Source organism: Hyalangium gracile, assembly GCF_020103725.1.
Lineage (GTDB): Bacteria > Myxococcota > Myxococcia > Myxococcales > Myxococcaceae > Hyalangium > Hyalangium gracile.
The window spans coordinates 84,878-109,350 of record NZ_JAHXBG010000017.1 but is presented as its reverse complement, the minus strand read 5'-3'; the positions used below and the strand labels follow the sequence as shown (position 1 = coordinate 109,350).

Here is a 24,473-nt window from a genome sequence, read left to right as displayed (position 1 = left end):
CGCCTGGACGCCGCGTCGCCTTTTCTCTCGAGCCCCCGACGCCCGATTCAGGTTTCAGGCGCGCATGGCGGCAGCGGCGATGGCCGGAATCCTGAGCCAGGAGGGGGCCATCTCGAAGTCCGCGAGCCTGCGCCCCAGCGTGGCCACGCCCCGGTGGCCGGGCATCCACGGAGAGGGCGGGAAGCTGGTCAGCGGCGCCCGGAGCACGGCCTTCTCGATGCTCTCCAGCATCTTGGTGTTGTGCACCCAGCCCAGGCCGCTCTGGATGTCCTGGGGCGTGGAGGACGGGTGGCCGCCCCACGGCAGGACGCCCAGGGCGAAGACGGCGGCGGGCCAGGTGTTCACGGCCACCGCGCCGTAGCGCAGCTCGCGGATGGCCTTCTCCACCGCCGCGCTCACCGCCGGATCCTTCAGCGACTTCGGGTGCACCACGAGCGTGGCGCACAGGGTGCCCCACACCTTGTCGTTGAGGAACGGCACCACCTGCTCCAGGAAGGCCACCGGATCATCGGCGCCCGGCAGGCCCGTCTCGGAGAGCACGGTGCACCAGGGCTCCTGGGTGAAGACGCGGTCCTCCGCCTGGAACGGATCCACGTCCGGCACCAGGGCGAAGGCCAGCTCCCCCTGCCCCGGCGTCCCCACCAGGCGCAGGCCCTTGCGGCCCTCGGTGAACTGCTTCCAGCGCTGCTCGGCCCCCGGGTACCAGGCGCGGCGCACGCTGGTGCGGCCCAGCGCCGTCTGCACCGCGTCCACCACCTGCCCACGGCGCCCCCAGTCGCGCGGCTGCACCAGCAGCTTGGCGGAGTTGCAGTTGAAGGAGGCGTTGTTGGCCACCATGCCGGCGATGTTGCCGCCCTGGAAGCGCACCTCGCCGTCGCTGTAGGGCCCCGGCACCACGACGACGGGGGAGATGTTGCCCAGCTCGCTCGTGATGAGCTTCCTGAGCAGCGGCTCGTTGCGCGCGCGGCGGGCGTCGGACTCGGGGCCGGGCGGCCCCCACATCAGCATGTCGTGCGTCTTGTCGCTGCCGGTGATGTGCACCTCGTCCACGTCCGGGTGGTTGACGAGCGCCGAGCCCTCCTCCGCGCCGCCGTAGACGACGGCGAACACGTTGCGGCGGGCCAGCGGCGCGAAGGCCTGCTCCAGGAAGGGCCCCAGGTAGGCGTTCACCGGGTTCATCTTGAGCACGCACGCCGTGCCCTCGACGAAGAGCTTGTAGAGGCAGTCCGCGGGAGGAATGGAGTTGACGTTGCCCGCGCCCAGCACGGCGCACAGGCGGCCCTCGTGGGGGCGGCGGTAGAAGGAGGCCTGGTGCTCGCGGAGGTTTTCGGCCGTCACCCCGGGCTGGAAGTACACCTCGCCCACGTGGCCCATGAGCAGCATCGAGTCCAGCAGGTCGGCCGGGTACAGGCGCGCGCTCAGCCGCCCGTCCTCGAGCGTGCGCAGCGCCGAGGAGGGGATGCGCGGCGCGCCGTGGCGCTGGATGTCCTTCAGGGACTCGACGAGGAGGCGCAGGTTGCGCAGCACGACGAGCGGCCCGGCCAGCCACTCCTCGCCGGCGATGGGGCTGCCGGGCGGGATGCCCTTGGCCTCACAGGCGGCCTGGACGCTGGGCGCGGCGATGGCGTGGTAGCCGCGTCGCAGCTCCTCCAGCAACGCGATGCGCTCGCCGAGCGTCACCTTCACCCAGGAGTGGGCGCCCTCCTTGAGGCGGCGCACCAGCGAGTCCATCGACGAGATGGGCGTGGACGTGGGAGCGACGGCAAGGGTCATGAGCAGGGACCTCCCTCGACAGAAGCCAGGGCTCGTCACCTTAGGCGAGCCCCCCAGGGTCGTCACCGCATTCCGGGACGCCCCGTCAGCTGCTCCTATGTCTCTGCCCGCTGCACAACGCTCTCCTTCCGCAGCACGCATGGAGGCGGACGGCGGTCGGCCCGCCTGTCCCACGAGCCATGGTCCTGTCACGAGCGAATGGGGGTACCATCCTCACTGCTGAGCCAACCCGGAGAGATTCATGCAAGCGAGTGCAGCCAAGGCAGCGGGGCGTGAGGGGAAGATGATCGTGTACACGCCCGGACCCGTTCGAGACACCTCGCGGTTCGTGTCGCTGGGAGCTCCGGAGAACCTGGGCGGAAAGACGCTGGAGGGCAAGCCGGAGATCTTCGCCCAGGTCGACTTCAAGGAGGGAGCCATGACGGCCGGCCTCTTCATGGCGACCCGGGGAAAGGTGGAGGTCACCTTCCCCTTCACCGAGCACGCCACCATCCTGGAGGGCGAGGTCATCATCACCGACGAGAGCGGGCAGAGCCACACCTACCGGCCCGGGGACAGCTACTTCATCCGCCAGGGCCAGGTCGTCCTCTGGGACGTGAAGGGCGAGCGCGTCATCAAGTCCTTCTTCAACATCGTCCAGGGCGGATAGCCCCGGGCGAGTCCGGGCTCCAGCGCCTCAGGAGCCCACCGGCTCGGCGAGCCCCTTGGTGATGGCGTCGTCGATGAGCGCCTTCACCTTCTTCTGGCTCTCGTGCGCGAGCTTCTCCTGCTGCTCGCCGAGCTTCTCCTGCTGCTCGCCGAGCTTCTCCTGCTGCTCGCCGAGCTTCTCCTGCTCCTTGCCGAGCGCCTCCTGCTCGTCATTCAGCGCGTCCTGCTCCTTCTCCAGCGCGGCCTGGACCTTCTCCAGCTCCTTCTCCTTGCGGTCGCGCTCCGCATCGTCGCCCCGCATCGCCGCCTGAGAGAGCTGGAGGCTCAGCTCGGCATTCCTCAACCCCAGCTGAGCGTGCTTCACGCCCAGGGCCGCCTGCTTCTGCCCGAACTCCGCCTGCTTCGCGCCCAGCTCGGCCTGCTTCTTCCCGAGCTCCGCCTGCTGCTGCCCCAGCTTCGTCTGCGGCTCGAAGGTGGCGCGCACCTGCTCCAGCATCTTGGGGTCCCGGATCAGGTAGGCCTTGTCGCCTCGCCGGATGAAGAGGACGTCCTTGCCGCCGGTGCGCATCGACCTGGCGCGGCGGAGGTCCGACGTCGAGCCCGACATCATCACGTGGTCGCCCGAGACGAGGACGTAGCCATCCACGTCATCGTCGTGGTCATCGTCGTCATCGTCCGACATGGCCAGCATCGGTGTCGCGGGAGGCACCGGGGCGACCGGAGCCAGGGGCGCCACCACGGGAGCAGGAGGCGCGGGAGGAGCCGCGACCCTGGGAGCCACTGGGGGAGGAGGCGACACCTTCGCGCCTACGGACGCCGGAGCTGGGGGCGTGGCCGGCACGGCAGCCACCTTGGGAGTCGCTGCTACCTTCGGCACGGCAGGCACGGCAGGCACCGTGGGCGCGGGGGGGGAGGCAGGTGGCTCTCGTGCCACCACCTGGAATGGCACCAGCACCGCGGCGCCGAGGACGAGCAGGGCCGCTCTCAGCGGCGCCCGGCCTCGGGGAGTCGAGACATCGACGTGCTCCAACATGGTCAACCTCCTGTGCAACGCGTGAAGGTGGGCGGAAGCGCCGAGCGCCGCGGCGGTTCCGTGAGAACGGGTGACACCAAAGGCGAGGAGCAGCTGCCCGTAGTCCCCGGGCTCGGCGCCCGTCAGGCGCAGGGCCTCGGCGTCACAGGCCTCCTCGCGGGCCAGCGCGTACTCCCGGGCGGCCTTGCGCACGAGCGGGTGGAAGAAGAGGAGCGTCTCGGCGACAGCCGGCACCCAGCCGAGCCACAAATCCCGCCGCTGGAAGTGGGCCAGCTCATGCGCCAGCGCCATCCGCAGCGCGTCCGCATCCAGGCGCTGGACCGCCCTGGCGGGCAGCACCACCACCGGCGACAGCAACCCCGTGGCGAGCGGGCTCGCCACCTCGCTGGACACCAGCAGCCGCGGCACGCGCCGCAGGCCCGCCTCGAGCGACAGCTCCCGGACGACGTCCTCCAGTTCCTCGTCTCGCAGCGGCAGCGCGCGCAGACGGAGGCGGCGCACGGAGGCCCAGGCCCGCACGTGTCCGCGAAGCTGCCAGGCGATGCCCATCCCCCACACCGCCAGCAGGGCCGCCATGCCCACCTGCCGCCACGGCACCGGACGCTCCCGAGGAGCCGAGGCGCTCGCGCCGCCCAGGGACACCCAGGAGACGGGCTCACCCTCCGGCAGCGGCGCGGCCCCCACCTCTAGAGGAGCGGGCGCAGGCGCGGGCAGCAGCGGCAGCGCCACCGGGCTGAGCACGCCCAGGGACAGCACGAACTTGAGCGAGACGAGCCACCACAGCCCCGCGCGCAGGGACGGGGGCATGCGCGGCACCGCGCGCGTCAGCGCCCAGACGAGCGCCGCACAGAGCGCCCCCTGCCACGAGGCCCGCCACAGTCCCTCCATCAAGGAGAGTCCCCAGCCCAGGTCCATCAGCCCGTGAGTGCCCATGGCTCACTCCTTCCCCTTCTTGCGGGACTGCAGCCGCGCCACGACGTCCTGGAGCTGCTTCAGCTCCTCCTCGGAGACGTCCTCGGCCTCGGCCAGGTAGGTGACGAACGGCGAAAGGGAGCCGGCGAGCGAGCGCTGAACGAAGTCCCCCACCACGCCGCGCAAGAGCTCCGACGCCGGCACCGGCGAGCTGTACTGGAAGACGCCCTCCACCTTGGTCCGGGTGAGGTGGCCCTTCTTCCGCAGCCGCTCCATCACCGTGAGGATGGTGGAGCGCGCCAGCCCCTGGGGCTCGCCGAAGCGCTCGGCCACCTCTCCCACGGTGATGGGCCCGTGCTCGGCCACGTACCGCAGCACCGCCAGCTCCTGGTCTCCCACCGACTTCATCTCGGCCCCTTCTCGCTAACTACAGCTGTAGTCAGAAAGAAGGTACGCCTGCCTACAGCTGTAGTCAAGCCGACCGAAGCGGGCCCGGCTCAGCGCGCGAAGTCCACGCCCGCGCCGGCCCCCGCCGTGTAGCCACGCACGAGCGAGCCATCCGCCTGGGGGAAGTGCACGGTACCGCCGGCGCCCCAGACGTAGAGCCAGTCGAGGATGCGCTGGCGCAGCTCGGCGTGCGCGGAGTAGCGCGGCTGGGTGCCGATGCCGACGATGATGACGCGCGCGGTGGCCAGCGTCCTGCCGCCGGGGAACTTGAGGCCCAGGGTGAAGTCGGTGTCGGTGCGGCCCGTGGTGAAGTGCTCCACGGCGGCGCTGGCCGAGGCGTTCACTTCCTCCGGAGCGCCGCTGCCCAGGCCCAGCTTCAGCTCGGCGTAGCCGGCCAGGTTCTTGTCCATGCGCTCCTCGGCGAGCGGCGGCTCGGACAGGCCGGTGGCGGAGTAGCGGGCCAGCTCGTACGACGGGCCGAAGAGGCCGAAGCGGAAGTTGCCTCCTTCGAAGCGCCCCTCGACGCGACCGCTGATGTCCACCCGGCCCGTGTTGCCGCGAATGGAGAAGCCGCCGAAGCCGCCGATGTCCGGCGAGCCCGCATCCACCCGGGTGCCGGCGCCGCCGATGGCGAAGAACTGGAGGTTCTCGCCCTTGTAGAGCGCCGCGTCGCCGCCCACGAGCACGGCGGTGATGGCCTCGGTGGCCTCCTCCCCCACGCGCCCGAAGTCGTGCGCCACGGAGGCGATCGCGTGGTAGCGGTCGAAGTGCTTGTCCTGCTGCGAGGCGAGCCGGCCGATGTCCAGCCGCACCTCGCCCGCGAAGAGCCGGGGCGCGAGCACGTCGCTGGCCATGGCCTGGACGCGCGTGGGGCCCACGTTGACGGTGAGCAGCGCGCCCGTCGGGTGGTAGTTGGGCGACAGCCGGTTGTCATAGCGATCCACCAGGTGTCCCTCGCCCAGCGTGAAGGCCTGGAGCGGACCGGCGCGCAGGTTGGCGACGTTGTCATCGCGACCGATGCGCAGCTCGCGGAGGATCTGCCCCAGGTCGCTCAGCGTGTCCCAGTCCTCGCGTCGCAGGTATCCGCCGTAGTCCTGGTCGGTCTGCTTCGGGTCGGCATCCAGCAGGCGCAGGCGCAGCGGGGCGCCCAGCTCCACGCCGAAGCTCTCTCCGTGGACGAGCCGCGCCACCGGCATGGCTTGCGCGAAGATGTCCTGGCCGCCGCCCGGAGTGCCCGAGGGCAGGCTCAGCGGCCCCACCTCGAGCGCCAGCCGGAACGACGTGGAGGAGCTCTCCGACGAGGCGTCCCCCTGAGGGAGCTCCTCCACGCTGGAGTACCCTCCCCCGGAGTACCCTCCGGTCGAAGTGGCCTGATGAAGAACGGTGAGCAGGACGAGGAAGGGGGCGGCGTTCATTCCCGGCCACTCTACCCATCCATTGCGATCCGGGAAGGAACGGACGCCTGAAACATGTGTGGGTGACGCTCGCCCGGTGAGCAGAGAGGCAGGCGTCGTCCTGGCTCCTACCTCCGCGCCGATGTGACGCTCACGGCTCGGCGGAAGGAGGCTCCACCGGCAGGCTCGCGGGGTGAGGCCGCTCGGGCAGGCCGATGAACCACCTGGTGAAGAACCGGAAGCTGGTGGCGAGCAGGCCCTGCTCCTGCTGCAGCGACTCGAAGAGGCTCTCGTCCAGCACCGACTCCTCGGGATCGATGATGAGCTCGTCGGGCTCCAGCGACTTGAGCAGCGGGCTTTGATCGAACAGCGTCTCCATCGGGTGCGGGCGCAGTCGGTGCTTGCCGCTCTGCGCCATCTCGTCCAGAAAGGACACCAGCCGGTCGGCGCGCGTCAGCTCGCGCACGACGGCCTGGCCCTGGAGCCCGACGTGCTCGGCCAGCAGGCTCACCCGGAGCCGGCGGATGGCGTGGCGCAGTGCGTCGCCCTCCTGTCCGTCCTCGGCCTCCCAGGCCAGGTTCAGCTCCGAGTCCAGCCCCATGCTGCGGTTGGTGGTGTTCGCCGAGCCGAGCGTGAGGAAGCGGTCGTCCACCACGAGCAGCTTCGAGTGGATATAGGTGTAGCGGTCCTCGCCGTCCTCGTCGCGTGACGCCGCGCAGTACACGCCCAGCGAGTGGCCGGTCAGCTTCGCCACGCGCTGCAGCACGCGCAGCAGCCGCACCTGGGCCACGCCCATGGCCAGCTGCTCGCGCAGCGCCTCGGGCTGTCGCGGCAGCATGAAGACGATCTGCAGCCGGCCCCGCTCCCGCTGCCGCATGCGGCGCACCAGCGCCTGGAAGATGGCTCGCGAGGAGAAGTACTGGTTCTCCACGTAGATGACGCGCTCGGCCGAGTCGATGGCGTCCAGGTAGAGCCCGCGCACCTCGCGGACCGCCTCCTGACAGGGCACCAGCGTCTTGCCGAAGGTGCGGCTGATGGCCACCGGCCCCGGCGGCAACGGCAGCGTGGAGTGAATCTCCACGTCATCGCGCGACACGGGCGCGGGCAGCCGCAGCTCGCCGCCTCCGGAGTTGAACCAGCGCGCCTCGAACAGCTCCACCAGCGGCTGCACCACCGGGCCCGTCACCACGGAGTGCACGTCGTGGTAGGGGCCGTGCGGATCCCTCCCGGTGTCGCAGCGCATCGACGAGCGCGCCGGGTGGCTCCGGTCGTCCCAGCGGCAGTCGCAGATGTCCATGCCGCCGGTGAAGGCCACCTGCCCGTCGATGATGACCAGCTTCTGATGGTGGGCTCCGGACAGCGGCGCCGACCCGTCGAAGCGGAAGAAGATCCGGTTGCTGTGCCAGCTGAAGAGCACCTGCTGCATCCACTCGCGCTCGAGCGCGAGCAGCAGGCTGTAGTCCCACGCGAGGATGTAGATTTGAAGCTCTGGGTTCTGCTCGCACAGCTCACGCAGCAGCGGGAGCATCCGTACCTCGCCCCCCGCCTCCCGCGCGTCCTCGCCGCGCAGCAGCGCCACGTCACTGTCGAATTGCCACCCGGTGATGGCGATGTACTGCCTGGCTCGGCGCGCTGCCCGATGGAACGCCCGGTAGTAGTCCCGAGCGTCGACGAACACACCCGCCTGTGCGGCCTCGGCCTGCAGCCAGCAGTTGGATCCGGGAACGAGGATGCGTCTCACGATGAACTCCCGGTCGCCAGCCTCCCAGGCGCCAGCCCACCTGCAGGAGCGTCTCAGCCGACGACGACGATGTGCTTACCCGTGGCCAGCGTCATCGCCGGCGACGACACCACGCGCGCCACCTTCTTCACCTCACCACCCACCGTGTCGAAGGCCGCCGCGATCAGATCGCCCAGCGTCACCTGCACCCGCTTCATGGGCCGAACCACCTTCTCCGTCGCCCGCGCCACCTTCGTCTGCCGCGCCTTACGCCGATTGACCTGATCACGCCGCTGAGTCTTCGCCATGGTCTCGTCTCCCTGAGGTGCTGGTTGCTTGTGCCGTACTCGACCACCCGACCCGCCGCCGCCCCGCGTAGACTCCTTCAGCAACCGCCATGCCGCGCGACAAACCCTTGTTTTTACGAGGTAGGATGCCTGCCAGAGGATCAGCCCCACCCCTCGAGGGCCTGTCGTTTTTTCAGAATGGGGCGGATGACCGGAACGAATGACTGGCCCCTGCCGCCCCGGGACTCGGGGAACGTCCACTGCCGCACACACTGTTACAAAGACATGTGTCGCCGCAGCGCGTCACCTGCCTCACGGCAGAACTCCTTACATCGCGGACTATTTGCAATTGACGGCTTTAACCGTTTCAATGGAAGCAGGGGGATCGCTGGGGTACCCGATAGATGGACCCAAAGACGCGCCCTGCCAGGGTCGAGTCCACGATGACCAATCCGTTCCCGAACGCTGAAGTGGTGGGCCAGGCCATTCTCTCCATCGTGGGCGGGATGGAGGTGGTGCAGTCCCGGGCGCTGCGGATCCTCGCGGAGAACGGCATCACCCCCCTGAAGGCGGACACCTGGTACCCGCTGACGAACCTGCTCAACGCGTTCCGGCTCATCTTCGAGAAGATCGGCCCCAGCACCGTTCGAGCCATCGGCCGGAAGATCCCCGAGAACGCTCACTTCCCCCCGGACGTGGATAATCTGGAGAAGGGACTGCGTTCCATCGATGTGGCGTACCACATGAATCATCGTGGCAGCGATCCCATCGGGGGCTACCACTACGAGCAGAGCGACCGTCGCAGCGCCAAGATGGTGTGCGACAACCCCTACCCGTGCGATCTGGATCTCGGGCTGGTGGAGGCCATCTGTGACCGGTACCGCCCGAAGGACTCGCTCTGGGTCCGTATCGAGCACGACCCTCGAAGTTGTCGAAGACGAGGTGATGCCTCGTGCACATATCTCATCACTTGGTAGGCTGTTTTCATGTAGCTCCGGTCGAATGCCTCCTCGGGTGTCTCGACAACCGTTACATCTGACGAAGCACCTAGGGAAAAGCAGGGGAGGATGTCATGAAGGCTGTCCTGGAGCACATCGAGGCCAAGCAGGCGAATTTTGCCAAGCATCCTTTCTTCGCGGAGCTGCGGCTCGATCGCCCCATCGAACAGATCGCCTCGTTCGCCCCGCGCCTGGCCTTCTGGGTGATGACCTTCCAGGACATCCTGCGCCTCAACGAGCAGATGGTGCAGGACCCGGCACTCAAGCGCATCGCCCGTCACCACCGGGACGAGGACCTGGGCCACGAGCGCTGGTTCCTCGAGGACATCGCGAAGCTGACGGGCGGCCCCCTCACCATCAGCGCGCTCTACGGGCGGGCGAGCGCCTCCACGCGCGACGCGGCCTACCAGCTCATCACCGAGGTGTATCGCGCGACGGATGACCGGCTGCGCATCGTGCTGGTGCTGGTGCTGGAGTCCACCGGCCACGTCTTCTTCGGCCGCACCGCGGTGCTCACCAACGCGGCGACGCAGAGCCCGCAGAAGCTGAAGTACTTCTCGGACTTCCACCTGCACATCGAGCAGGCCCACGAGGTGTTCGAGTCGGAGATCGAGCGGCAGATCGTGGGCATCCCGCTGTCGCCGGCGCTCCAGGCCGAGGCCATCGCGCTGGTGGACCGGGCCTACACCGCCTTCGACTCCATGTTCCACGGCCTGCGCGACGAGCTGGCGCAGCGCCGCGAGAACAAGGTGGACGAGAAGCGCGCCGAGCCGTCCAGCCAGGTGCTGGCCGCGCCCACCGTCGAGGCTGCCCCCGCGGCCGTGAAGGCGCCGCAGGGAGCTGACGCGGAGGAGAAGTCCACCGCCCCGTGGCCCGAGGTCGCCACGCTGTGACGGAGGGCAGCGGGGCGGGTGAGCCCGAGCGCCGCGAGCTCGACGCCTTCGTCGAGCGCTTCATCGCCGAGTGGAACCGCCATGACGCGGCGGGGATGGCGGCCTACTGGGTGGAGGAGGGAGACCTCCTCAACACCCGGGGGCACCATGCCCGAGGGCGCGCCGCGGTGGAGCAGCTGCTGGCCACCGAGCACTCCGGCCCCATGCGGGACACGCACACGCGGATGACCATCATCCACACGCGGACGCTGGCGCCGGGGACGGTGCTCGCGGACGCGCGGATGACGGTGGAGGGCGTGCGCATGGCCGACGGCCAGACGCGCGCCGTGCCCATGCACGTGGCCTTCGTGGTGGTGCGCCGCCCCGAGGGCTGGCGCTACCTGGCGGTGCGGCCCTACGCCTTCATGGGCGGCTTCTGAGGCCGCCCGTCCCGGCTCACTGCGCGGGAGGCGAGAGCACGAGGATGAGCTCGCCGCCCACGTGCTTGCCGGCCTTCTGGTAGACGGAGCCCTGGCGGCCCAGCTCCACGTCCACGCCGGACTGCTGCGGGATGTCCACGCGCACCGTGGCGATGCCCTCCTTGAGGGCCAACAGCTTCAGCGAGGCGTTGACGCCGTTGGGCAGCCGCACCTCGGAGGCCTTCTGCGCGCTCAGCTCGAGCGTCTCCAGCTGCAGCCGCTTGAAGGAGGTGAAGCTGAAGTTCTGCTTGCGGAACGTCTCCTTCATCTGCGCCAGCTCGGGCGGATCCACGGTGTCGCCCTTGTTGGAGGCGAGCACCACCTGCACCTGGATCTTCACCTTCTGCTCCTGCGCCTGCGCGGCCAGGGGCGAGAACATCACCCCCAGCGCGAGCAGCGCCAGCACCGCGCTCGAGTGTCGCTGCATCCTCACAGGGAGCCTCCCTTGGGAGCCTGGGTGTCCTTACCGGCCGGCAACGGCTTGGGGTTCAGCGGGTTCTCGTCCAGCTCCAGCTCGTCGCTGGCGGACTCGTCACCGCCATTGACGGGCGCGGCCTTGTCGCGGTGCGTGTCCTCGTCCACCAGCCAGATGATGGAGCTGCCGTTGTCGGCCTCCATCACCACCGGGGCCACCTTGGCCGTGTCGTAGGCGCGCACGGCCTGCACCGTCATGTGCTCGGCGGCGTAGCCCACCGGGGCCTTGTTGCGCATCAGCAGCGGCACGGCCACCAGCAGCGCCACGGCCGCCGTGGCCAGCGAGGAGAGCATGGTGGTGCGCTGGTAGAGGAACATCTCCGAGAGCGAGAGCTTGAGCCGCTCCAAGAGGGGCGGCTTCTCCGGCGTCACCCGCGCCATCACCTTCTGGGCGAAGTCCTTGAAGTCCACCTCGTCCACCGCCATCTCCAGGCCCACCCGCAGCAGCCCGGACTCGGCTCGCAGGTCCGCGGTGCGCCCCGTGCACGCCTTGCACGCGGAGAGATGACGCTCGACGTTCACGCGCTCGGTGGGAGACAGCTCCCCATCGATGTAGGGAGACAGGAGCGGGACGAACCGCTCGCACGCAGGATTTCCGGCCATGGCTTCACCCTGGTAGTTGGCGACTGCTCCTGTGTGACGGGAGTTTCCCCCCGATATTCCAAGCTCGGCTACTCACTGCCCACCCCGCTCTTGGCCTCGTCCAACTCCAGGTACTGACTGAGGATTTTCTGGACCTTGGCCCGGGCGTGGAACAGCCGGCTCATCACCGTGCCCTTGGGAATGTCCAGGGTGCGAGACAGGTCCTCGTAGGACATGCCCTCCATCTCCCGGAGCAGGAGGATGGCGCGGTGCTTCTCGGGGACGGCGGCCAGCGCCTCCTGGATCTTCTCGGCCAGCTCGCGCCTCAGCGCGCTCTTCTGGGGGTTGGTGCCCAGCCGGCTGCCCAGCGCGCCGATGTTCGCCTCGGACACGTCCATGGGCAGCGTCTCGTCGAACTCCACGGACTCTCCGCCCGCGCCGGCGCGCTTGCGGATGATGTCGATGCAGATGTTGACGGTGATGCGGTAGAGCCACGTGTAGAACGAGGCGTCACCCTTGAAGTGGTCCAGGTACTTGTAGACCTTGACGAACGCCTCCTGCGAGACGTCCATCGCCTCCTCCTTGTCCTTGAGCATTCCGAGCGCGACGGCGTACACCTTGCGCTGGTAGCGCTCGACGAGGAGCTTGAAGGCGCGCTGGTCGCCGCTGCGGACGCGCTTGACGAGGGTGAGATCGTCGGTGGCCAATGAGGCCGGCACCCTAACACAAGCCCGCGAAATCCCAAGAAGTCCGCGAGCAGGGAAGGTTCACTGCCCGGCGGCCTAGAGGGCGACCACCATCATGATGACGATCATCAGGCCCACGAAGGCGATGATCGCGGCGAAGACGAGCTGATTCCACTTCTCTTTTTCAATGGCGCTGTCCTCGGGGCCATTGCGAGAGCGGTGGAGCAGGTTCCAGAGCATGTTGCTGCCCAGGCGCATGTTCCCGTTCAGCTTCTTCATGAGGTCGTCGAAGCGGGAGACGGGCGAGTCATCGTCCGAGCGCCGGAGCTGATCCGGGTTCTGCGGCAGGATGACGGCCTTGGGCATGTCGGCCAGCTGCGGGTTGACGCGGACGAACTCGGACTGGCCGGGCATCCGCTCCAGCGGCGCGCGCTCGGGGCCCTGCGAGAAGGCGCTGTCCTTCAAGGCCTGGGACTGCGGCGGGGGCTCGTCGGGCCTGCGAGCCGCCTCCTGGGGCTGCGTGCCCTTGGCGCCTTCCTGGGAACGGGCGGCCTCGGAGAGGAGCACCTCGGGTGGGGGCTCGAGCTCGACCTGATCCGCCCGCTCCCGAGCCTCCTCGGGGCTGCCGGACTGGAGCACCCACCTGGCCGCCTTCGCCCCGTCGTCCCCGGTGCGCGCGTCCCGGTACTCGCCGAAGCCCTGCTCCTTGAGTGCCTTGTCGAAGATCTGCTGGGCGTCTCCCTGGCCGTCCTTGCCCGCGGCGGCCTCGGCGTAGGCCGTGAAGAAGGCCCACAGGCGCACGGCGCGATCCGTGGACGGCAGATCCGAGGGCCGGATCTGCTGGTGCAGCAGGGCCCCGTCCGAGGCGAAGCGCTTGGCCACCGCCTCCAGATCGCCCAGCTCGTCCAGCCCCTCCGGGATCAGCTGCTCCACGGGCAGCACGGGCCCCTTCACCTCGCCCGTGCCGAGCGCCGGCCGGTTGCTCGTCGTCGGCGCGGTGCCGAAGCCGTCGCGGCGCGGGGTGGGCGCGGGCGTGTCGGCTCCCTTGCCCGGTCGCGACGGCGGGCCTCCCTCGGCCCCCTCGGCGCGGCCTCTGCCGCCGAGTGCCTCGGGCATACGGACGATGCGAGTGCCGCCTCCGCGACCGATCGGAGTATCCATATCGTTGACGGTACGCCCCTCGGGCGTCTCAGGGGAAGAGTCCGGGTTTGTCGAGGCCTTCCCGTCCTTCAGGGCTGGCATCTCGCGTGTCTTGCCGCCCCGCGTCATCCTCGCGGACTCAGGGGGCAGCTCCACCTTGGGCATCACCAGGGTCTCCGCGCCGCTGGAGACCCTGCCCGCCTGGCTGTCAGTGAGCGCATCGGCGAAGGTCGCGGCGGGGAGCGCGGGCCGGCTGCCCGTCCGGGGCGACTGGCCCCGATCATTCAGCGCGGGACGCTCGCCGGTCCGATAGGCGGGACGCTCGCCGGTGCGCAGCGCGGGACGCTCGCCGGTGCCCATCGCGGGGCGCTCGCCAGTCCGATAGGCGGGGCGCTCGCCGGTGCCCATCGCGGGGCGCTCTCCGGTCCGATAGGCGGGGCGCTCGCCGGTCCTGCCCGAGCCTCGTCCGGGCAGGGTGTCCGCCGCGTCCGCGGACGGGTTGCCTTCGGCCGTCGGGGCCCTGCCGACACGGGTGCCATCGCCGCGACCGCGCCTGCCGCCGCCGCCAATGTCACCTACGTGTCCCATCTCTCACATTCTCGCCCACCCGGCAGGCAAGTTGCGAGGGGCCCCCCTATTCGTCCTCTCTCTCCACCGTGACGGGGGTCGTCATTCCGTTGGCGTCGAGTGTCACGCTGTAAACGGAATTCTGCCCATCGCCGTCCTGATCACCCCGGGCGTAGCAGGTGACCTCGGGCTCGCCGACGGGGTCCTCGCGGACCACCACCTGGTACTGGAGGCGGACCGCCGTCCCGGGCGCGAAGCCGAGCTTCTCGAAGGCCTCGTCCGCCGGGAAGGGCATGGGCTGGCCGCCCCTGGGCACCTCACGAGGCGTGGGCCCCGCCGCCAGGAAGACGCCGCTCTCGCTGCGATACATCTGCACCGCGTCGCACAGGGCAATCACGTTGATGCGGGCCTCGTCCGAGACGGAGCTGCCCGCGCGCGCCTCGGCGCGGAAGGCCGTGTTCGCGCTCTGCTCCAGCTCCCGCATCCGCTTCATGTAGAAGGCCACGCCCCAGATGCCGGCCACGCACGGCAGCGCCAGCAGCGCGAGGACGAGGGCGCCCTTGCGGCCCCAGCTCCGAGGCGACACCTCCGGCGTCACCAGCTCGTTGCCGCACGAGCACGGGAAGCGCTCTCCGGCCTTGCGGCCGACGAGTTCGTGGGTGGCACCGCAGCGCGGACAGACGAGAGACGACACGGGCCCCTACCCTCCCTGGCCTCCGCTGGCCCAGTCGCGCGGGTTGCGCAGCACCTCCACCAGCTTCGCCTCGTGGGAGCCCTGCTCCGGGTGGTACTCGTAGCGCCAGCGCACCTGGGGCGGCAGCGACATGAGGATGGACTCGGTGCGCCCCTTCGTCTCCAGCCCGAAGATGGTGCCCCGGTCGTACACCAGGTTGAACTCCACGTAGCGCCCGCGGCGCACCTCCTGCCAGAAGCGGTGCGCCTCTCCATACGGCGTGTCCTTGCGCCGCTCGGCGATGGGCAGGTACGAGGGCAGGAAGGCCCGGCCCGCGTCCTTCACGAACTCGAACTCGCGCTCCAGGTCGCCGCCCAGGTCCTCGAAGAAGATGCCGCCCACGCCTCGGCTCTCCTCGCGGTGGCGCAGATGGAAGTACTTGTCGCAGGTGGCCTTGAAGCGCGGGTAGTAGGCCGGGTCGTGCTTGTCGCACGCGGCCTTCAGCGTGCGGTGGAAGTGCACCGCGTCCTCGTCGAAGAGGTAGTACGGCGTCAGGTCCGCGCCGCCGCCGAACCACGCCTTGCTGCCCTGGTGGATGAAGCGGTAGTTGGCGTGCACGGTGGGCACGAACGGGTTGCGCGGGTGGAGCACCAGCGACAGCCCTCCGGCCCAGAACTGGCGCCCCTGCCCCTGCAGTCTCTTGGCGAAGGCCTCCTCCAGCTCGCCGAACACCACGGAGATGTTCACCCCGGCCTTCTCCAGCACCGCCCCGTCCTCGAGCACGCGCGAGCGCCCACCGCCACCGCCCGGCCGCTGCCAGGGGTCCTCGCGGAAGCGCCCCTGCCCATCCAGCCGCTCCAGCCCGCCGCAGATCTCATCCTGGAGCTGATGGATGAACTCCGACATGCGCTGCTTGAGGCTCTCCACCTTCTGCACATCCAACGTCATCTACCCTCCCGGGGGCGCCGAGGGCGCCTCGAAGTCCAGCGGGGGCACGGGCGGAGCCAGGTTGCCCGCCGAGTCGAACACCTCCACCCGCGCGCGGTAGCTCCTGCCATCCTCGAAGGCGAAGGCCCCGCTGCAGGGCTCGTGGCCCAGCAGGGCCGAGCCATTCACCACCGGAATCACATAGTGCTGGGCCGCGACACCCGGCTGCTTCCGCGTCAGCGTCACCACCATATAGGAGGGGCTCTCCTCCCTCAGGGACATGGTGAGCCGCACGTAGCGGGTGACGCCTTCCTCGTTGCGCCGGGCGATGCCCTCGGAGACGGCGGGGCGCTTGAGCCAGCGGGGAGCGGTCTTGTCGGGGCCCTTGCCGGAGGTCCACTCGGGCATGGACTTGCCGGTGCCGTTGAGCAGCGCCACCGTGCCGGGCAGCACGTCGTCCAGGCGCAGCGTATAGGTCTTGTCCGGGAGCAGCTGCCCGTCGAGCTTGAGCACCACGGTGACGCGCTCCAGCTGGCTGCTCCACCCGCGCTGCGCCTTCACGCGGACCTCGTGGCCGCTGGTCTGCAGCCGCATCGTCTTGCCCGGCAGCTCCGCCACCAGCGTGCGGGCGGAGCCGATGCCTTCCAGCAGCAGCCGGGTGTTGGTGGGGATGGTGGCCCCCGGACGCGGGAACACCTGCACCCCATCCCCCACACAGCGGGCCAAGGCAGTCCGAGCCATCAACAGCATGAGGAGGAGTACGAGTCGGTACACGGCTCGTGGAGTCTGCGCCGTGCCGCGCCCCGAGGCCAGCACTACGAGCAGTTCCCCTCTACCGGGGCCGCCTGGACGCCCGGCGGACGACACATCCCGCGGGCCGCGCAACGGGCAGCTCAGACGAGGAGCGCGGGCCACGCCAGCTGCAGATCGGGCTCCACGAAGCGGCGAAGCCCCTTCAGCCAGCGGCGGTTGACGGAGTCGGCGTGCCGCAGCTCTTCCTCGGTCACGTCGGGCCGGGGGACGCGGGCGCCCGTCAGCCGCTCGTGGGCCCAGGCCAGGCTGGCACGCACCTGGGGCCGCGGGGGGCGCGGGGGGCCCGAGAGCCGGGAGGCGGCCTTGCGCTCGAACTCCTGATCCACCAGCAGCGCGACCAGCGCGAGCTGGGCAGGAGCCCTGTCTCGGTCCATGGCCGACCACAGCGCCTGGAGGGTTCTGGCGTTGGCTCCGCCCAGCACCAGGGCCAGGGCCCCCAGGAGCTGGCTGAACAGCTCCGGTGTCTCCAGGAGCGCGATGATCTCCCCGCCGAGCTCGGGGCTCGCCTCCAGGGCCGCCTCCACATGCAGGAAGAGCTCCCGCGAGTGGAGGAACCGGAGCGCGGAGCCCCCCGGGCTCAGCTCCAGCGCGTCGCGGAAGGTCGGAAACCCGTTCCGCTCCGCCAGCCGCGCCAATTCCGTACGGTAGAGGCGGGGCCGATCCCTCCGGACACAGGCGATGCACGCGTCCTCGAAGTCGCAGTAGCGCACGTCCGCGCCCCGGAGATCCGCCACGCGCAGGTCCGCGCGCTTCAGCGTGGCCACCGTCAGGTGCGCGCCCCTCATCCGCGCCCGCCGGAAGGAGCTGCCCGTGAGGTTGGAGGCCGTGAGCACCGCCTCCTCCAGCGAGGCATCGTCCCAGCGGGCCTCCAGCGCCACGCAGGCCAGCAGGTTCGCGCGGTCCAGGGTGGCCCAGTTCAGCGAGGCGCCCGAGAGCGTCGCCAGCTCCAGCCGCGCCCCCGCCAGGTCCGCGTCCTCCAGGTTCGCGCCGTCCAGCCGCGCCCGGAGGAGGTCCGCCCCGGGAAGCTCCTGCTGGCTCAGCTCGATGCCCCGAAGATCGCCCAGGTTGTCCCCCAGCTCGGCGGTGGCCGCGAAGCCCGCGAGCACGCTCCGCCACGGCCCCCGCAGCCCCAGCTCCAGGAGCCGCGCGCGCCGGCGCAGGCCATCCGGCGTGTTCCAGCGTGAGACGAGTTCAGGCCGCGAGTGCAAGCGGACTGAGCGTAGCCCACCTCACGGAAACGTACCCAGGGACGCTGGCGGCGATATGTGCTCGCGCCTCCGTCGTTCCTCTCAACCAGTCGGGGCGGTTGAGAGGTGGTCTCATGAAATGCTGGCTGTTGCTGGGAGTGGGGGTCCTGCTGCTGGGCACCGGATGTGCCACCACGCGGGACGAGCGTCGAATGCTGCTGGAGCGGACGAGCGCAGAGATGGCCTACGCACTGCCTCCCGAGCAGGTCATGAACGCGGCGCGGGCGGTCCTCCGTGAGCAGGGCTATATCCTCGCACCGGGCGGCTCGGCCCACTCCCTGCGCACCCAGTGGCGCATCACCGGGGACCTCGACGCCATGGCCCGCTGGTCCAAGGTGCTCGTCGCGGGACAGACGCAGTCGGATGGCCGCTTCGTGGTGCGCGCGCAGCAGGTGACGTGGGCGACGCCGGGACGCACGGCCGCGCACCCCGCCATGTCCAGCGGCGACGGCGGCAAGCGCGGCGGCGAGGGCACCACCAACTACGTCCCCGGCGAGCCCTACTCTCCCGCCAAGCCCATGTTCAGCCGCGCCCTGGACATCGAGTGGGCCATCCTCCAGCACCTGGATCCCGAGTTCGCCAAGGACGTGGAGCAGCAGGTGGACATCTACCTCGCCAGCCAGAAGCGCTGACGGCCGCTCACCAGCGCATCTCCAGGTCGAAGCCGGCCCGCTCGCGCATCGTCACCGTCACCGTCGGCTCGACGCCCGTGCGGCGCAGGCCCACCTCGAACAGCCCGGCCATGAAGTCCGGCTTGGCGTCCGGATCGCGGCGGTAGGAGACGCGGTAGCGCCGCTCTGCCAGCCGCTCCACCTCCACCTCATAGTCGAAGGTGTCCAGCCGGCTGAGGCTGGGGAGGCGCTGCACGAAGCGCTCGGGCCCCAGCAGCGGCAGGCTCACTTCCACCACCTTGCCTACCAGCGTCTTGATGAAGCCGTACGCCAGCTGTCGGCCCAGCTCGCGGTAGGCCGACTCGCGCTCCAGGTGCGCGAAGCGCTGCTTCCAGGCCACCTCGAGCGCCTCGTTCCAGACCTCGATGGGGTAGCTGGGCTGAAGCCGCCGCACATCCACCCCCACCGTGCGCAGGGCGTCGGCGAAGGCGCCCTCCGCCCCCAGCGCGCGCACGAAGAGCCCCTCGAAGAAGGAGCCCTGCGTGACGCGGCCGGACAAAGTGGCGGTCATGGCGGACCTCAATGCCTGCGATCCTCCTCTCGAAGGAGGATGATGCCGTACTTCGCCTCGTAGCGAGCGATGTTCTCCTGCATCGCCTGGACCAGCCGCTTCATGTGCTGGGGGTTGGTGATGACGCGGGAGAACACCTTGGCCCGAGGCTGCTGCGGAAAGACGTAGATGAAGTCCAGGGTGAACTCGGTGCTGCTGTGGTCCACCATGGCCATGTTGGCATAGCGGCCCTGGGCCACATCTTCGTCGAGTTGAATCTGAAGCGAGGGCGCGGGAGGCTTGGGAGTGTCGGACATGAGGCAGTGGGAATATCGCTCCGGCAGTATCGTGACTAGCGTTCCTTCGTGAACGCGCACGCCCTCGGTATGGACACCTGGAAGACCGCACCCTTCGAGCTGGGACATGGCGAGGACGCCTGTCTGCTGCTGCACGGTTTCACCGGCAGCCCGTGGGAGGTGAGGCCGCTCGGAGAGGCGCTGGCGGCCCGAGGCCTGTACGTGAAGGCCCCGCGACTGCCCGGCCACGGCACCACCCCGGAGGCCATGCTCGAGGCCAACCACAACCACTGGCAGGAGGCGGCGTGGGAGGCCCTGTACTCGCTGCGCGGCTTCCGCCAGGTGTTCGTTGCCGGACTGTCCATGGGGGCGATGCTCGGGCTGCGGCTGGCGGCCCGGAGCCCGGAGCGTGTCGGAGGGCTGGTGCTCATCGCCCCGGCCGCGCGCTTCAAGGGGCCCACGATGGCGCTGCTCAAGAGCCTGCGGAACACGGGCCTGCTGGAGCGGGTGAAGCCCTGGGTACGCAAGACGGCCACCGACCTGAGCGATCCGGTGGCGCTGGCGGAGGCGCCCATCCTCCCGGCCTTCCCGAGCGCGCGTCTCAAGGACTTGTGGGAGGTGCAGGAGGCGGCGCTCCAGGAAGCCCCGCTCGTGCGCTGCCCCACCCTGGTGGCGGTAGCCGAGCAGGACCATGTGGTGGACCCCGAGGGTGGCAAGTGGCTCGCAGGCCAGCTCACGGGTGCTCCGCTGGTGCGGCTGCTGTCCCTCCAGGAGGGCTATCATATCATCCCCCGGGACCGGGGGGGCCCCCGGCTGGCCCTGGAGGTGGGTGACTTCCTGGAAGGGCTCCAGGGCGAGGAACGTGGCTCGGCGTCGGGCATCTGTGTATGAGCCAGCTCCTGGCTCCTCATGAATTCCTCCTCGCCCGCGCCTCTCGTCGAGTTGCATGACGTCTCCAAGACCTACGCGGAGGGCGAGGCCCAGCGCGAGGTGCTCTCCGGCACGCGGCTCGCCCTGCACCGCGGCGAGTTCGTGGTGCTGCTGGGGCGCAGCGGCTCGGGAAAATCCACCCTGCTCAACCTCATCAGCGGGATTGATCTGCCGACCCGGGGCTCCGTGCGCGTGGAGGGCCGGGAGCTGAGCAGCCTCACCGAGCGCGAGCGCACCCTGCTGCGCCGCGAGCGGATTGGCTTCGTCTTCCAGGCCTTCAACCTGCTGCCCACGCTCACGGTGGAGGAGAATGTCCGGCTGCCCCTGGAGCTGACGGGGCGTACCGGCGCGGAGGCGGACGGGCGGGTGCGCGAGCTGCTGGATCAGGTGGGGCTCGGCGGCCGCGAGCGCAGCTTTCCGGATCGACTCTCCGGCGGCGAGCAGCAGCGCGTGGCGGTGGCGCGGGCCCTGGCGCACAAGCCTCCGCTGCTCCTGGCGGACGAGCCCACCGGCAACCTCGACGAGCAGACCGGCCGGCAGGTGCTGGACCTGCTGGAAGGCCTCATCCGCCGAGACAACGCGTGCGCGCTCGTGGTGACCCACGACCCGGACCTGGCCGTGCGCGCGGATCGGATCCTCGTGATGGAGGCGGGCCGGCTCAACGAGCGGCAGGTGCGCCCGTGAGCCGACGACTGCTGGCTCGCGCGAGCGGGCGTCACCTGGGCAAGCATCCCTGGCTCACCGCGCTGTCGCTGCTGGGCATCGCGCTGGGGGTGTCTGTCGTCGTCTCCATCGACCTGGCGAGCACCAGCGCCCTGCGCGCCTTCGAGCAGTCCACGGAGACGGTGGCGGGCAGCGCCACGCATCAGCTCGTGGGTGGGCCCACGGGCGTTCCGGACTCGCTGTACCGCGAGCTGCGGCTGCGGCCCGGCGCGCCCCTGGCGGCCCCCGTGGTGGAGGGCTCCGTGCGGGCCACTCGCGGCGACCGGCGCCCGCTCACCGTGCTGGGGGTGGATCCGTTCGCGGAGGCTCCCTTCCGTCCCTATACCCGAGGCGGGACGACCGGCTCGGTGGAGACGCTGCTCACCGAGCCAGGGACGGTGCTCATCCCCGCCACCACGGCGCGCCTGCTCGGCGTGGGCGTGGGCGATGCGTTCGAGGTCGTCGTCGGAGGACTGAGCCGATCGCTGCGGGTGGTGGCCCTCCTCTCGCCTCCGGACGAGCGCACCGCCCGCGCGCTGGAGGGGCTGGTGCTCATGGACGTGTCCACCGCGCAGGAGCTGCTCGGTCGGACGGGGCGGCTGTCGCGCATCGACCTGAAGCTCTCGAGCGAGGCGGAGCTGGCGCGGCTCCGGGAGTGGCTGCCCAAGGGCGTGGAGGTGGTGCGTCCCAGCGCGCGAGGCGGGACCATCGATCAGATGACGCGGGCCTTCCGCACCAACCTCACCGCGCTGTCCCTGCTGGCGCTCGTGGTGGGGATGTTCCTCATCTACAACACGATGACGTTCTCCGTGGTGCAGCGGCGCGGGCTGCTGGGGCGGCTGCGCGCGCTCGGCGTCACCCGGGGCGAGCTGTTCGCGATGGTGCTGGGCGAGGCCGCGCTGCTGGGCGCGGTGGGCACCGCGGCGGGGCTGCTGCTCGGCGTGCTGCTGGGGCGAGGGCTGGTGGGGCTCGTCACGCAGACGCTCAATGACCTCTACTTCGTCGTGAGCGTGCGGCGGCTGTCGCTGGAGCCCTGGACGCTCGCCAAGGGCCTGGGGCTGGGCCTGGGCGCCACGCTCGTCGCCGCGCTCATGCCCGCCTGGGAGGCGGCACGCTCGGCCCCCGTCACCACGATGCGCCGCTCGACGGCGGAGGAGCTGACGCGCAACCGTGCGCCGAAGCTCGCGCTGCTGGGGCTGCTCATCCTGGGGCTGGGGGGAGGTCTGCTCGCGCTGCCCACGCACGCGCTGCTGCCCGCCTACGCGGGGCTCTTCGCCGTCCTGCTCGGCACGGCGCTGCTGGTGCCGTGGACGACGGAGCGGCTGGCGCTCGGAGCCGCGCGGCCCCTGGGCGCCGCATTCGGGATGCTGGGGCGCATGGCCGCTCGCGGCGTCCGGGCGAGCCTCAGCCGCACCGCCGTGGCCCTGGCGGCGCTGATGGTCGCGGTGGCCACCACGGTGGGCGTGGGGCTCATGGTGACGAGCTTCCGCGGCACCGTGGTCACCTGGCTGGAGGCCTCGCTCCAGGCCGATGTCTTCGTCTCTCCTCCCTCGCTCATCGCCCGGCGCGGGTACTCTCCCTTCGTCCCTGGCCTCGTCGAGAAGCTGCGCGACATCCCCGGGGTGGCCGCCGGCTCCACCATCCGCGTGGTGCAGCTCAACGTGGACGGCATCCCCACGGACCTGCTCGCGGTGGAGTTCGCTCGCGGCCCCGAGCGCCCCTACCGCTTCAAGGAGGGAGCCCCTGACACCGTGTGGCGCGAGCTGGAGGCGCCCGACACGCTGATCGTCTCCGAGCCCTTCAGCTACCACCGGAACATCCACCGGGGAGACACGGTGCGGCTGCCCACGGACCGGGGGCCCCAGGACTTCCGCGTGGTGGGCGTCTACTTCGACTATGGCTCGGACACCGGCACCGTGCTCCTGCCCCGCACCACCTATGAGCGGCACTTCGACGACCGGGCTGTGAGCGGACTGGCCCTCTACGCCGCGCCGGGCCAGGACGTGGACGCGCTGGTGGCGCGCGTGCTCGAGCGGACCGGAGACGCGCAGACCCTGATCGTCCGCCCCAACCGCGCGCTGCGCGAGGGCTCGATGGAGGTGTTCGATCGGACCTTCACCATCACCCAGGTGCTGCGGCTGCTCGCGATCGGTGTGGCGTTCATCGGCGTGCTGAGCGCGCTGATGGCGCTGCAATTGGAGCGGGCGCGGGAGTTCGCCGTGCTGCGAGCCACGGGGCTGACGCCCGGCCAGCTCTGGGGGCTCGTCTCGCTGCAGACGGGGCTGCTGGGGCTGCTCGCGGGGCTGTTCGCCGTGCCCCTGGGCGTGGCGCTCGCCGCCATCCTCGTCTACGTCATCAACCAGCGCTCCTTCGGGTGGACGCTGCAGCTGGCGCTCACTCCCGGCATCCTGGGGCAGGCCCTGCTGCTGGCGCTGGTGGCCGCCGCGCTCGCCGGCCTGTACCCCGCGTGGCGGATGGCGCGCGCCAACCCCGCGCTCGCGCTGCGGGAGGAGTGAGGACATGGGCGGCGGCAAGGGACTGGCTCTCGGAGTGGTGCTGGCGCTGGCGGGGCTGAGCGTCGGAGTCTGGCTCGTCACCCGCGAGCCGGCGCTTCCCACCGGACAGGCCCGGCTCACGGTGGCGGAGGCGCTCGGAGGCACGGAGAGCACCGAGGGCTACGCGCGCGCCGTGGGCGTCCGCGAGTTCCGCTTTCCCGAGGACCATGGCCCGCATCCCGAGTTCCGCACCGAGTGGTGGTACTGGACGGGAAACCTGGAGACGGCGGATGGGCGCGCCTTCGGCTACCAGCTCACGCTGTTCCGCAAGGCGCTGGCGCCCCAGGAGGCGAAGCGCGAGTCCGAGTGGGGCTCGCGGCACGTGTACATGGGGCACCTCACGGTGTCGGACATCGCCACCGGGCGCTTCCATGCCTTCGAGCGCTTCAGCCGGGAGGCCGTGGGGCTCGCCGGTGCACGCATCCCGCCCTTCCAGGTCTGGCTGGAGAACTGGAAGGTGGAGGGCGCGGAGGCCGGCGTGTTCCCCATGCGGATGTCGGCGGAGGCGGGCGGCGTGGCGCTGTCCCTGACGCTGGAGGAGGGCAAGCCACCGGTGCTCCAGGGCGACCGGGGCCTGAGCCAGAAGTCGGCGGGTGAGGGGAGCGCCTCCTATTACTACTCGCTCACGCGGATGCCCACGCGCGGCACGGTGACGGTGGACGGGCGTTCCCACGAGGTGACGGGCGCGAGCTGGATGGACCGCGAGTGGAGCACGAAGTCGCTCGGCGCTGGCCAGGTGGGCTGGGACTGGTTCGCGTTCCAGCTCTCGGATGGCAGCGAGTTCATGCACTACCAGCTCCGCCTCCAGGATGGCTCCGTGGATCCGTTCAGCGCGGGCGTGGACATCTCCGCGCGGGGCGAGGCGGTGCGGCTGCCGCGCGACGAGGTGCGCATCGAGGTGCTGGACACGTGGCGCAGCCCTCGCAGCGGAGCCACCTACCCGGCGCGCTGGCGGCTCTCCATCCCGTCGCGGCAGCTCGTGCTCGAAGTCACTCCGGCGCTGGCGGACCAGGAGCTGCCGGTCACCGTGCGCTACTGGGAAGGAGCGGTGCGCATCCAGGGCACGCGCGCGGGCCAGCCCCTCACGGGGCGCGGCTACGTGGAGCTGACCGGCTACGGCGATGTCCCGGAGCCATCCCGCTGAACGCGGGGCACCG

General features: G+C 70.4%; 25 protein-coding genes. 9 read left to right on the top strand and 16 right to left on the bottom strand.

The features are described 5' to 3' along the window. Positions 1-54: 54 nt before the first annotated feature. A complete protein-coding gene (locus KY572_RS47450) occupies positions 55-1,773 on the bottom strand; it encodes an aldehyde dehydrogenase family protein (RefSeq protein WP_263452127.1) in 1,719 nt (572 codons plus the stop codon). A 241-nt stretch (positions 1,774-2,014) separates the two neighbouring features. On the opposite strand from KY572_RS47450, the gene KY572_RS30350 reads away from it, so the two are divergent. Further along, positions 2,015-2,422 (top strand): cupin domain-containing protein, encoded by a 408-nt coding sequence (locus KY572_RS30350; protein WP_224246886.1) that lies wholly within the window; start codon positions 2,015-2,017, stop codon positions 2,420-2,422. 27 nt (positions 2,423-2,449) lie between these two features. On the opposite strand, the gene KY572_RS30345 is transcribed toward KY572_RS30350, so the two are convergent. From KY572_RS30345 to KY572_RS30325, 5 genes are all read right to left on the bottom strand, one after another. After that, positions 2,450-4,387 carry a M56 family metallopeptidase gene (locus tag KY572_RS30345; RefSeq protein WP_224246885.1) on the bottom strand — a complete coding sequence of 646 codons (1,938 nt, stop codon included), beginning with the start codon at positions 4,385-4,387 and terminating at the stop codon, positions 2,450-2,452. Between the two features lie 3 nt (positions 4,388-4,390). Continuing rightward, positions 4,391-4,774: a BlaI/MecI/CopY family transcriptional regulator gene (locus KY572_RS30340; RefSeq protein WP_224246883.1), complete on the bottom strand. Its 384-nt coding sequence runs from the start codon at positions 4,772-4,774 to the stop codon at positions 4,391-4,393. Between the two features lie 89 nt (positions 4,775-4,863). Continuing rightward, positions 4,864-6,228, bottom strand: a complete 1,365-nt coding sequence (locus tag KY572_RS30335) for a hypothetical protein (RefSeq protein ID WP_224246881.1) — start codon at positions 6,226-6,228, stop codon at positions 4,864-4,866. Between the two features lie 130 nt (positions 6,229-6,358). Next, a complete protein-coding gene (locus tag KY572_RS30330; RefSeq protein ID WP_224246880.1) occupies positions 6,359-7,948 on the bottom strand; it encodes a phospholipase D-like domain-containing protein in 1,590 nt (529 codons plus the stop codon). 53 nt (positions 7,949-8,001) lie between these two features. Beyond that, positions 8,002-8,235, bottom strand: a complete 234-nt coding sequence (locus KY572_RS30325; protein WP_224246879.1) for a chaperonin — start codon at positions 8,233-8,235, stop codon at positions 8,002-8,004. 422 nt (positions 8,236-8,657) lie between these two features. Between KY572_RS30325 and KY572_RS30320 the strand changes: the two genes are divergently transcribed. The 3 genes from KY572_RS30320 to KY572_RS30310 all read left to right on the top strand — a co-directional run bounded on the left by KY572_RS30320 (position 8,658) and on the right by KY572_RS30310 (position 10,524). After that, complete coding sequence (locus KY572_RS30320) at positions 8,658-9,191, top strand: hypothetical protein (RefSeq protein ID WP_224246871.1); 534 nt, start codon at positions 8,658-8,660, stop codon at positions 9,189-9,191. Between the two features lie 95 nt (positions 9,192-9,286). Then, positions 9,287-10,105 carry a hypothetical protein gene (locus KY572_RS30315; protein WP_224246869.1) on the top strand — a complete coding sequence of 273 codons (819 nt, stop codon included), beginning with the start codon at positions 9,287-9,289 and terminating at the stop codon, positions 10,103-10,105. After that, on the top strand, positions 10,081-10,524 hold the full coding sequence (locus KY572_RS30310; protein WP_224246867.1) for an SgcJ/EcaC family oxidoreductase: 444 nt from the start codon (positions 10,081-10,083) through the stop codon (positions 10,522-10,524). The genes KY572_RS30315 and KY572_RS30310 overlap by 25 nt, the downstream gene beginning before the upstream one ends. A 16-nt stretch (positions 10,525-10,540) precedes the next feature. Here the strand turns inward: KY572_RS30310 and KY572_RS30305 are convergent, their stop codons facing one another. From KY572_RS30305 to KY572_RS30270, 8 genes are all read right to left on the bottom strand, one after another. After that, positions 10,541-10,990, bottom strand: coding sequence for a hypothetical protein (locus KY572_RS30305; protein ID WP_224246864.1), 450 nt, complete (start codon positions 10,988-10,990; stop codon positions 10,541-10,543). 2 nt (positions 10,991-10,992) lie between these two features. After that, on the bottom strand, positions 10,993-11,640 hold the full coding sequence (locus KY572_RS30300) for an anti-sigma factor family protein (protein ID WP_224246862.1): 648 nt from the start codon (positions 11,638-11,640) through the stop codon (positions 10,993-10,995). A 68-nt stretch (positions 11,641-11,708) separates the two neighbouring features. Continuing rightward, a complete protein-coding gene (locus KY572_RS30295; protein ID WP_224246860.1) occupies positions 11,709-12,326 on the bottom strand; it encodes an RNA polymerase sigma factor in 618 nt (205 codons plus the stop codon). A gap of 75 nt (positions 12,327-12,401) precedes the next feature. Beyond that, on the bottom strand, positions 12,402-14,033 hold the full coding sequence (locus tag KY572_RS30290) for a hypothetical protein (RefSeq protein ID WP_224246858.1): 1,632 nt from the start codon (positions 14,031-14,033) through the stop codon (positions 12,402-12,404). 46 nt (positions 14,034-14,079) lie between these two features. Continuing rightward, the gene (locus KY572_RS30285; RefSeq protein ID WP_317987923.1) at positions 14,080-14,706 is read right to left on the bottom strand and encodes a hypothetical protein; all 627 of its coding nucleotides are present in this window, start codon (positions 14,704-14,706) and stop codon (positions 14,080-14,082) included. Between the two features lie 6 nt (positions 14,707-14,712). Beyond that, complete coding sequence (gene hemF, locus KY572_RS30280) at positions 14,713-15,633, bottom strand: oxygen-dependent coproporphyrinogen oxidase (RefSeq protein ID WP_224246856.1); 921 nt, start codon at positions 15,631-15,633, stop codon at positions 14,713-14,715. Then, complete coding sequence (locus KY572_RS30275; RefSeq protein ID WP_317987922.1) at positions 15,634-16,338, bottom strand: hypothetical protein; 705 nt, start codon at positions 16,336-16,338, stop codon at positions 15,634-15,636. Between the two features lie 167 nt (positions 16,339-16,505). Further along, positions 16,506-17,633, bottom strand: coding sequence for a pentapeptide repeat-containing protein (locus KY572_RS30270; RefSeq protein ID WP_224246854.1), 1,128 nt, complete (start codon positions 17,631-17,633; stop codon positions 16,506-16,508). Positions 17,634-17,746: 113 nt separating this feature from the next. Between KY572_RS30270 and KY572_RS30265 the strand changes: the two genes are divergently transcribed. After that, positions 17,747-18,304, top strand: a complete 558-nt coding sequence (locus tag KY572_RS30265) for a hypothetical protein (RefSeq protein WP_224246852.1) — start codon at positions 17,747-17,749, stop codon at positions 18,302-18,304. Positions 18,305-18,311: 7 nt separating this feature from the next. Here KY572_RS30265 and KY572_RS30260 read toward each other — a convergent pair whose 3' ends face one another. Then, positions 18,312-18,854, bottom strand: a complete 543-nt coding sequence (locus KY572_RS30260; RefSeq protein ID WP_224246850.1) for a DUF2378 family protein — start codon at positions 18,852-18,854, stop codon at positions 18,312-18,314. 8 nt (positions 18,855-18,862) lie between these two features. Continuing rightward, positions 18,863-19,150, bottom strand: a complete 288-nt coding sequence (locus tag KY572_RS30255) for a DUF3467 domain-containing protein (protein ID WP_224246837.1) — start codon at positions 19,148-19,150, stop codon at positions 18,863-18,865. A gap of 69 nt (positions 19,151-19,219) precedes the next feature. Here KY572_RS30255 and KY572_RS30250 point away from each other — a divergent pair, with 69 nt between their 5' ends. From KY572_RS30250 to KY572_RS30235, 4 genes are read left to right on the top strand one after another with little or no spacing between them, the layout of a single operon-like run. Next, the gene (locus KY572_RS30250) at positions 19,220-20,020 is read left to right on the top strand and encodes an alpha/beta hydrolase (RefSeq protein ID WP_224246836.1); all 801 of its coding nucleotides are present in this window, start codon (positions 19,220-19,222) and stop codon (positions 20,018-20,020) included. Positions 20,021-20,038: 18 nt separating this feature from the next. After that, positions 20,039-20,743 carry an ABC transporter ATP-binding protein gene (locus KY572_RS30245; protein ID WP_224246835.1) on the top strand — a complete coding sequence of 235 codons (705 nt, stop codon included), beginning with the start codon at positions 20,039-20,041 and terminating at the stop codon, positions 20,741-20,743. Next, on the top strand, positions 20,740-23,277 hold the full coding sequence (locus KY572_RS30240; protein WP_224246834.1) for an FtsX-like permease family protein: 2,538 nt from the start codon (positions 20,740-20,742) through the stop codon (positions 23,275-23,277). The genes KY572_RS30245 and KY572_RS30240 overlap by 4 nt, the downstream gene beginning before the upstream one ends. A 4-nt stretch (positions 23,278-23,281) precedes the next feature. Beyond that, complete coding sequence (locus tag KY572_RS30235) at positions 23,282-24,460, top strand: lipocalin-like domain-containing protein (RefSeq protein ID WP_224246832.1); 1,179 nt, start codon at positions 23,282-23,284, stop codon at positions 24,458-24,460. Positions 24,461-24,473 lie beyond the last annotated feature (13 nt).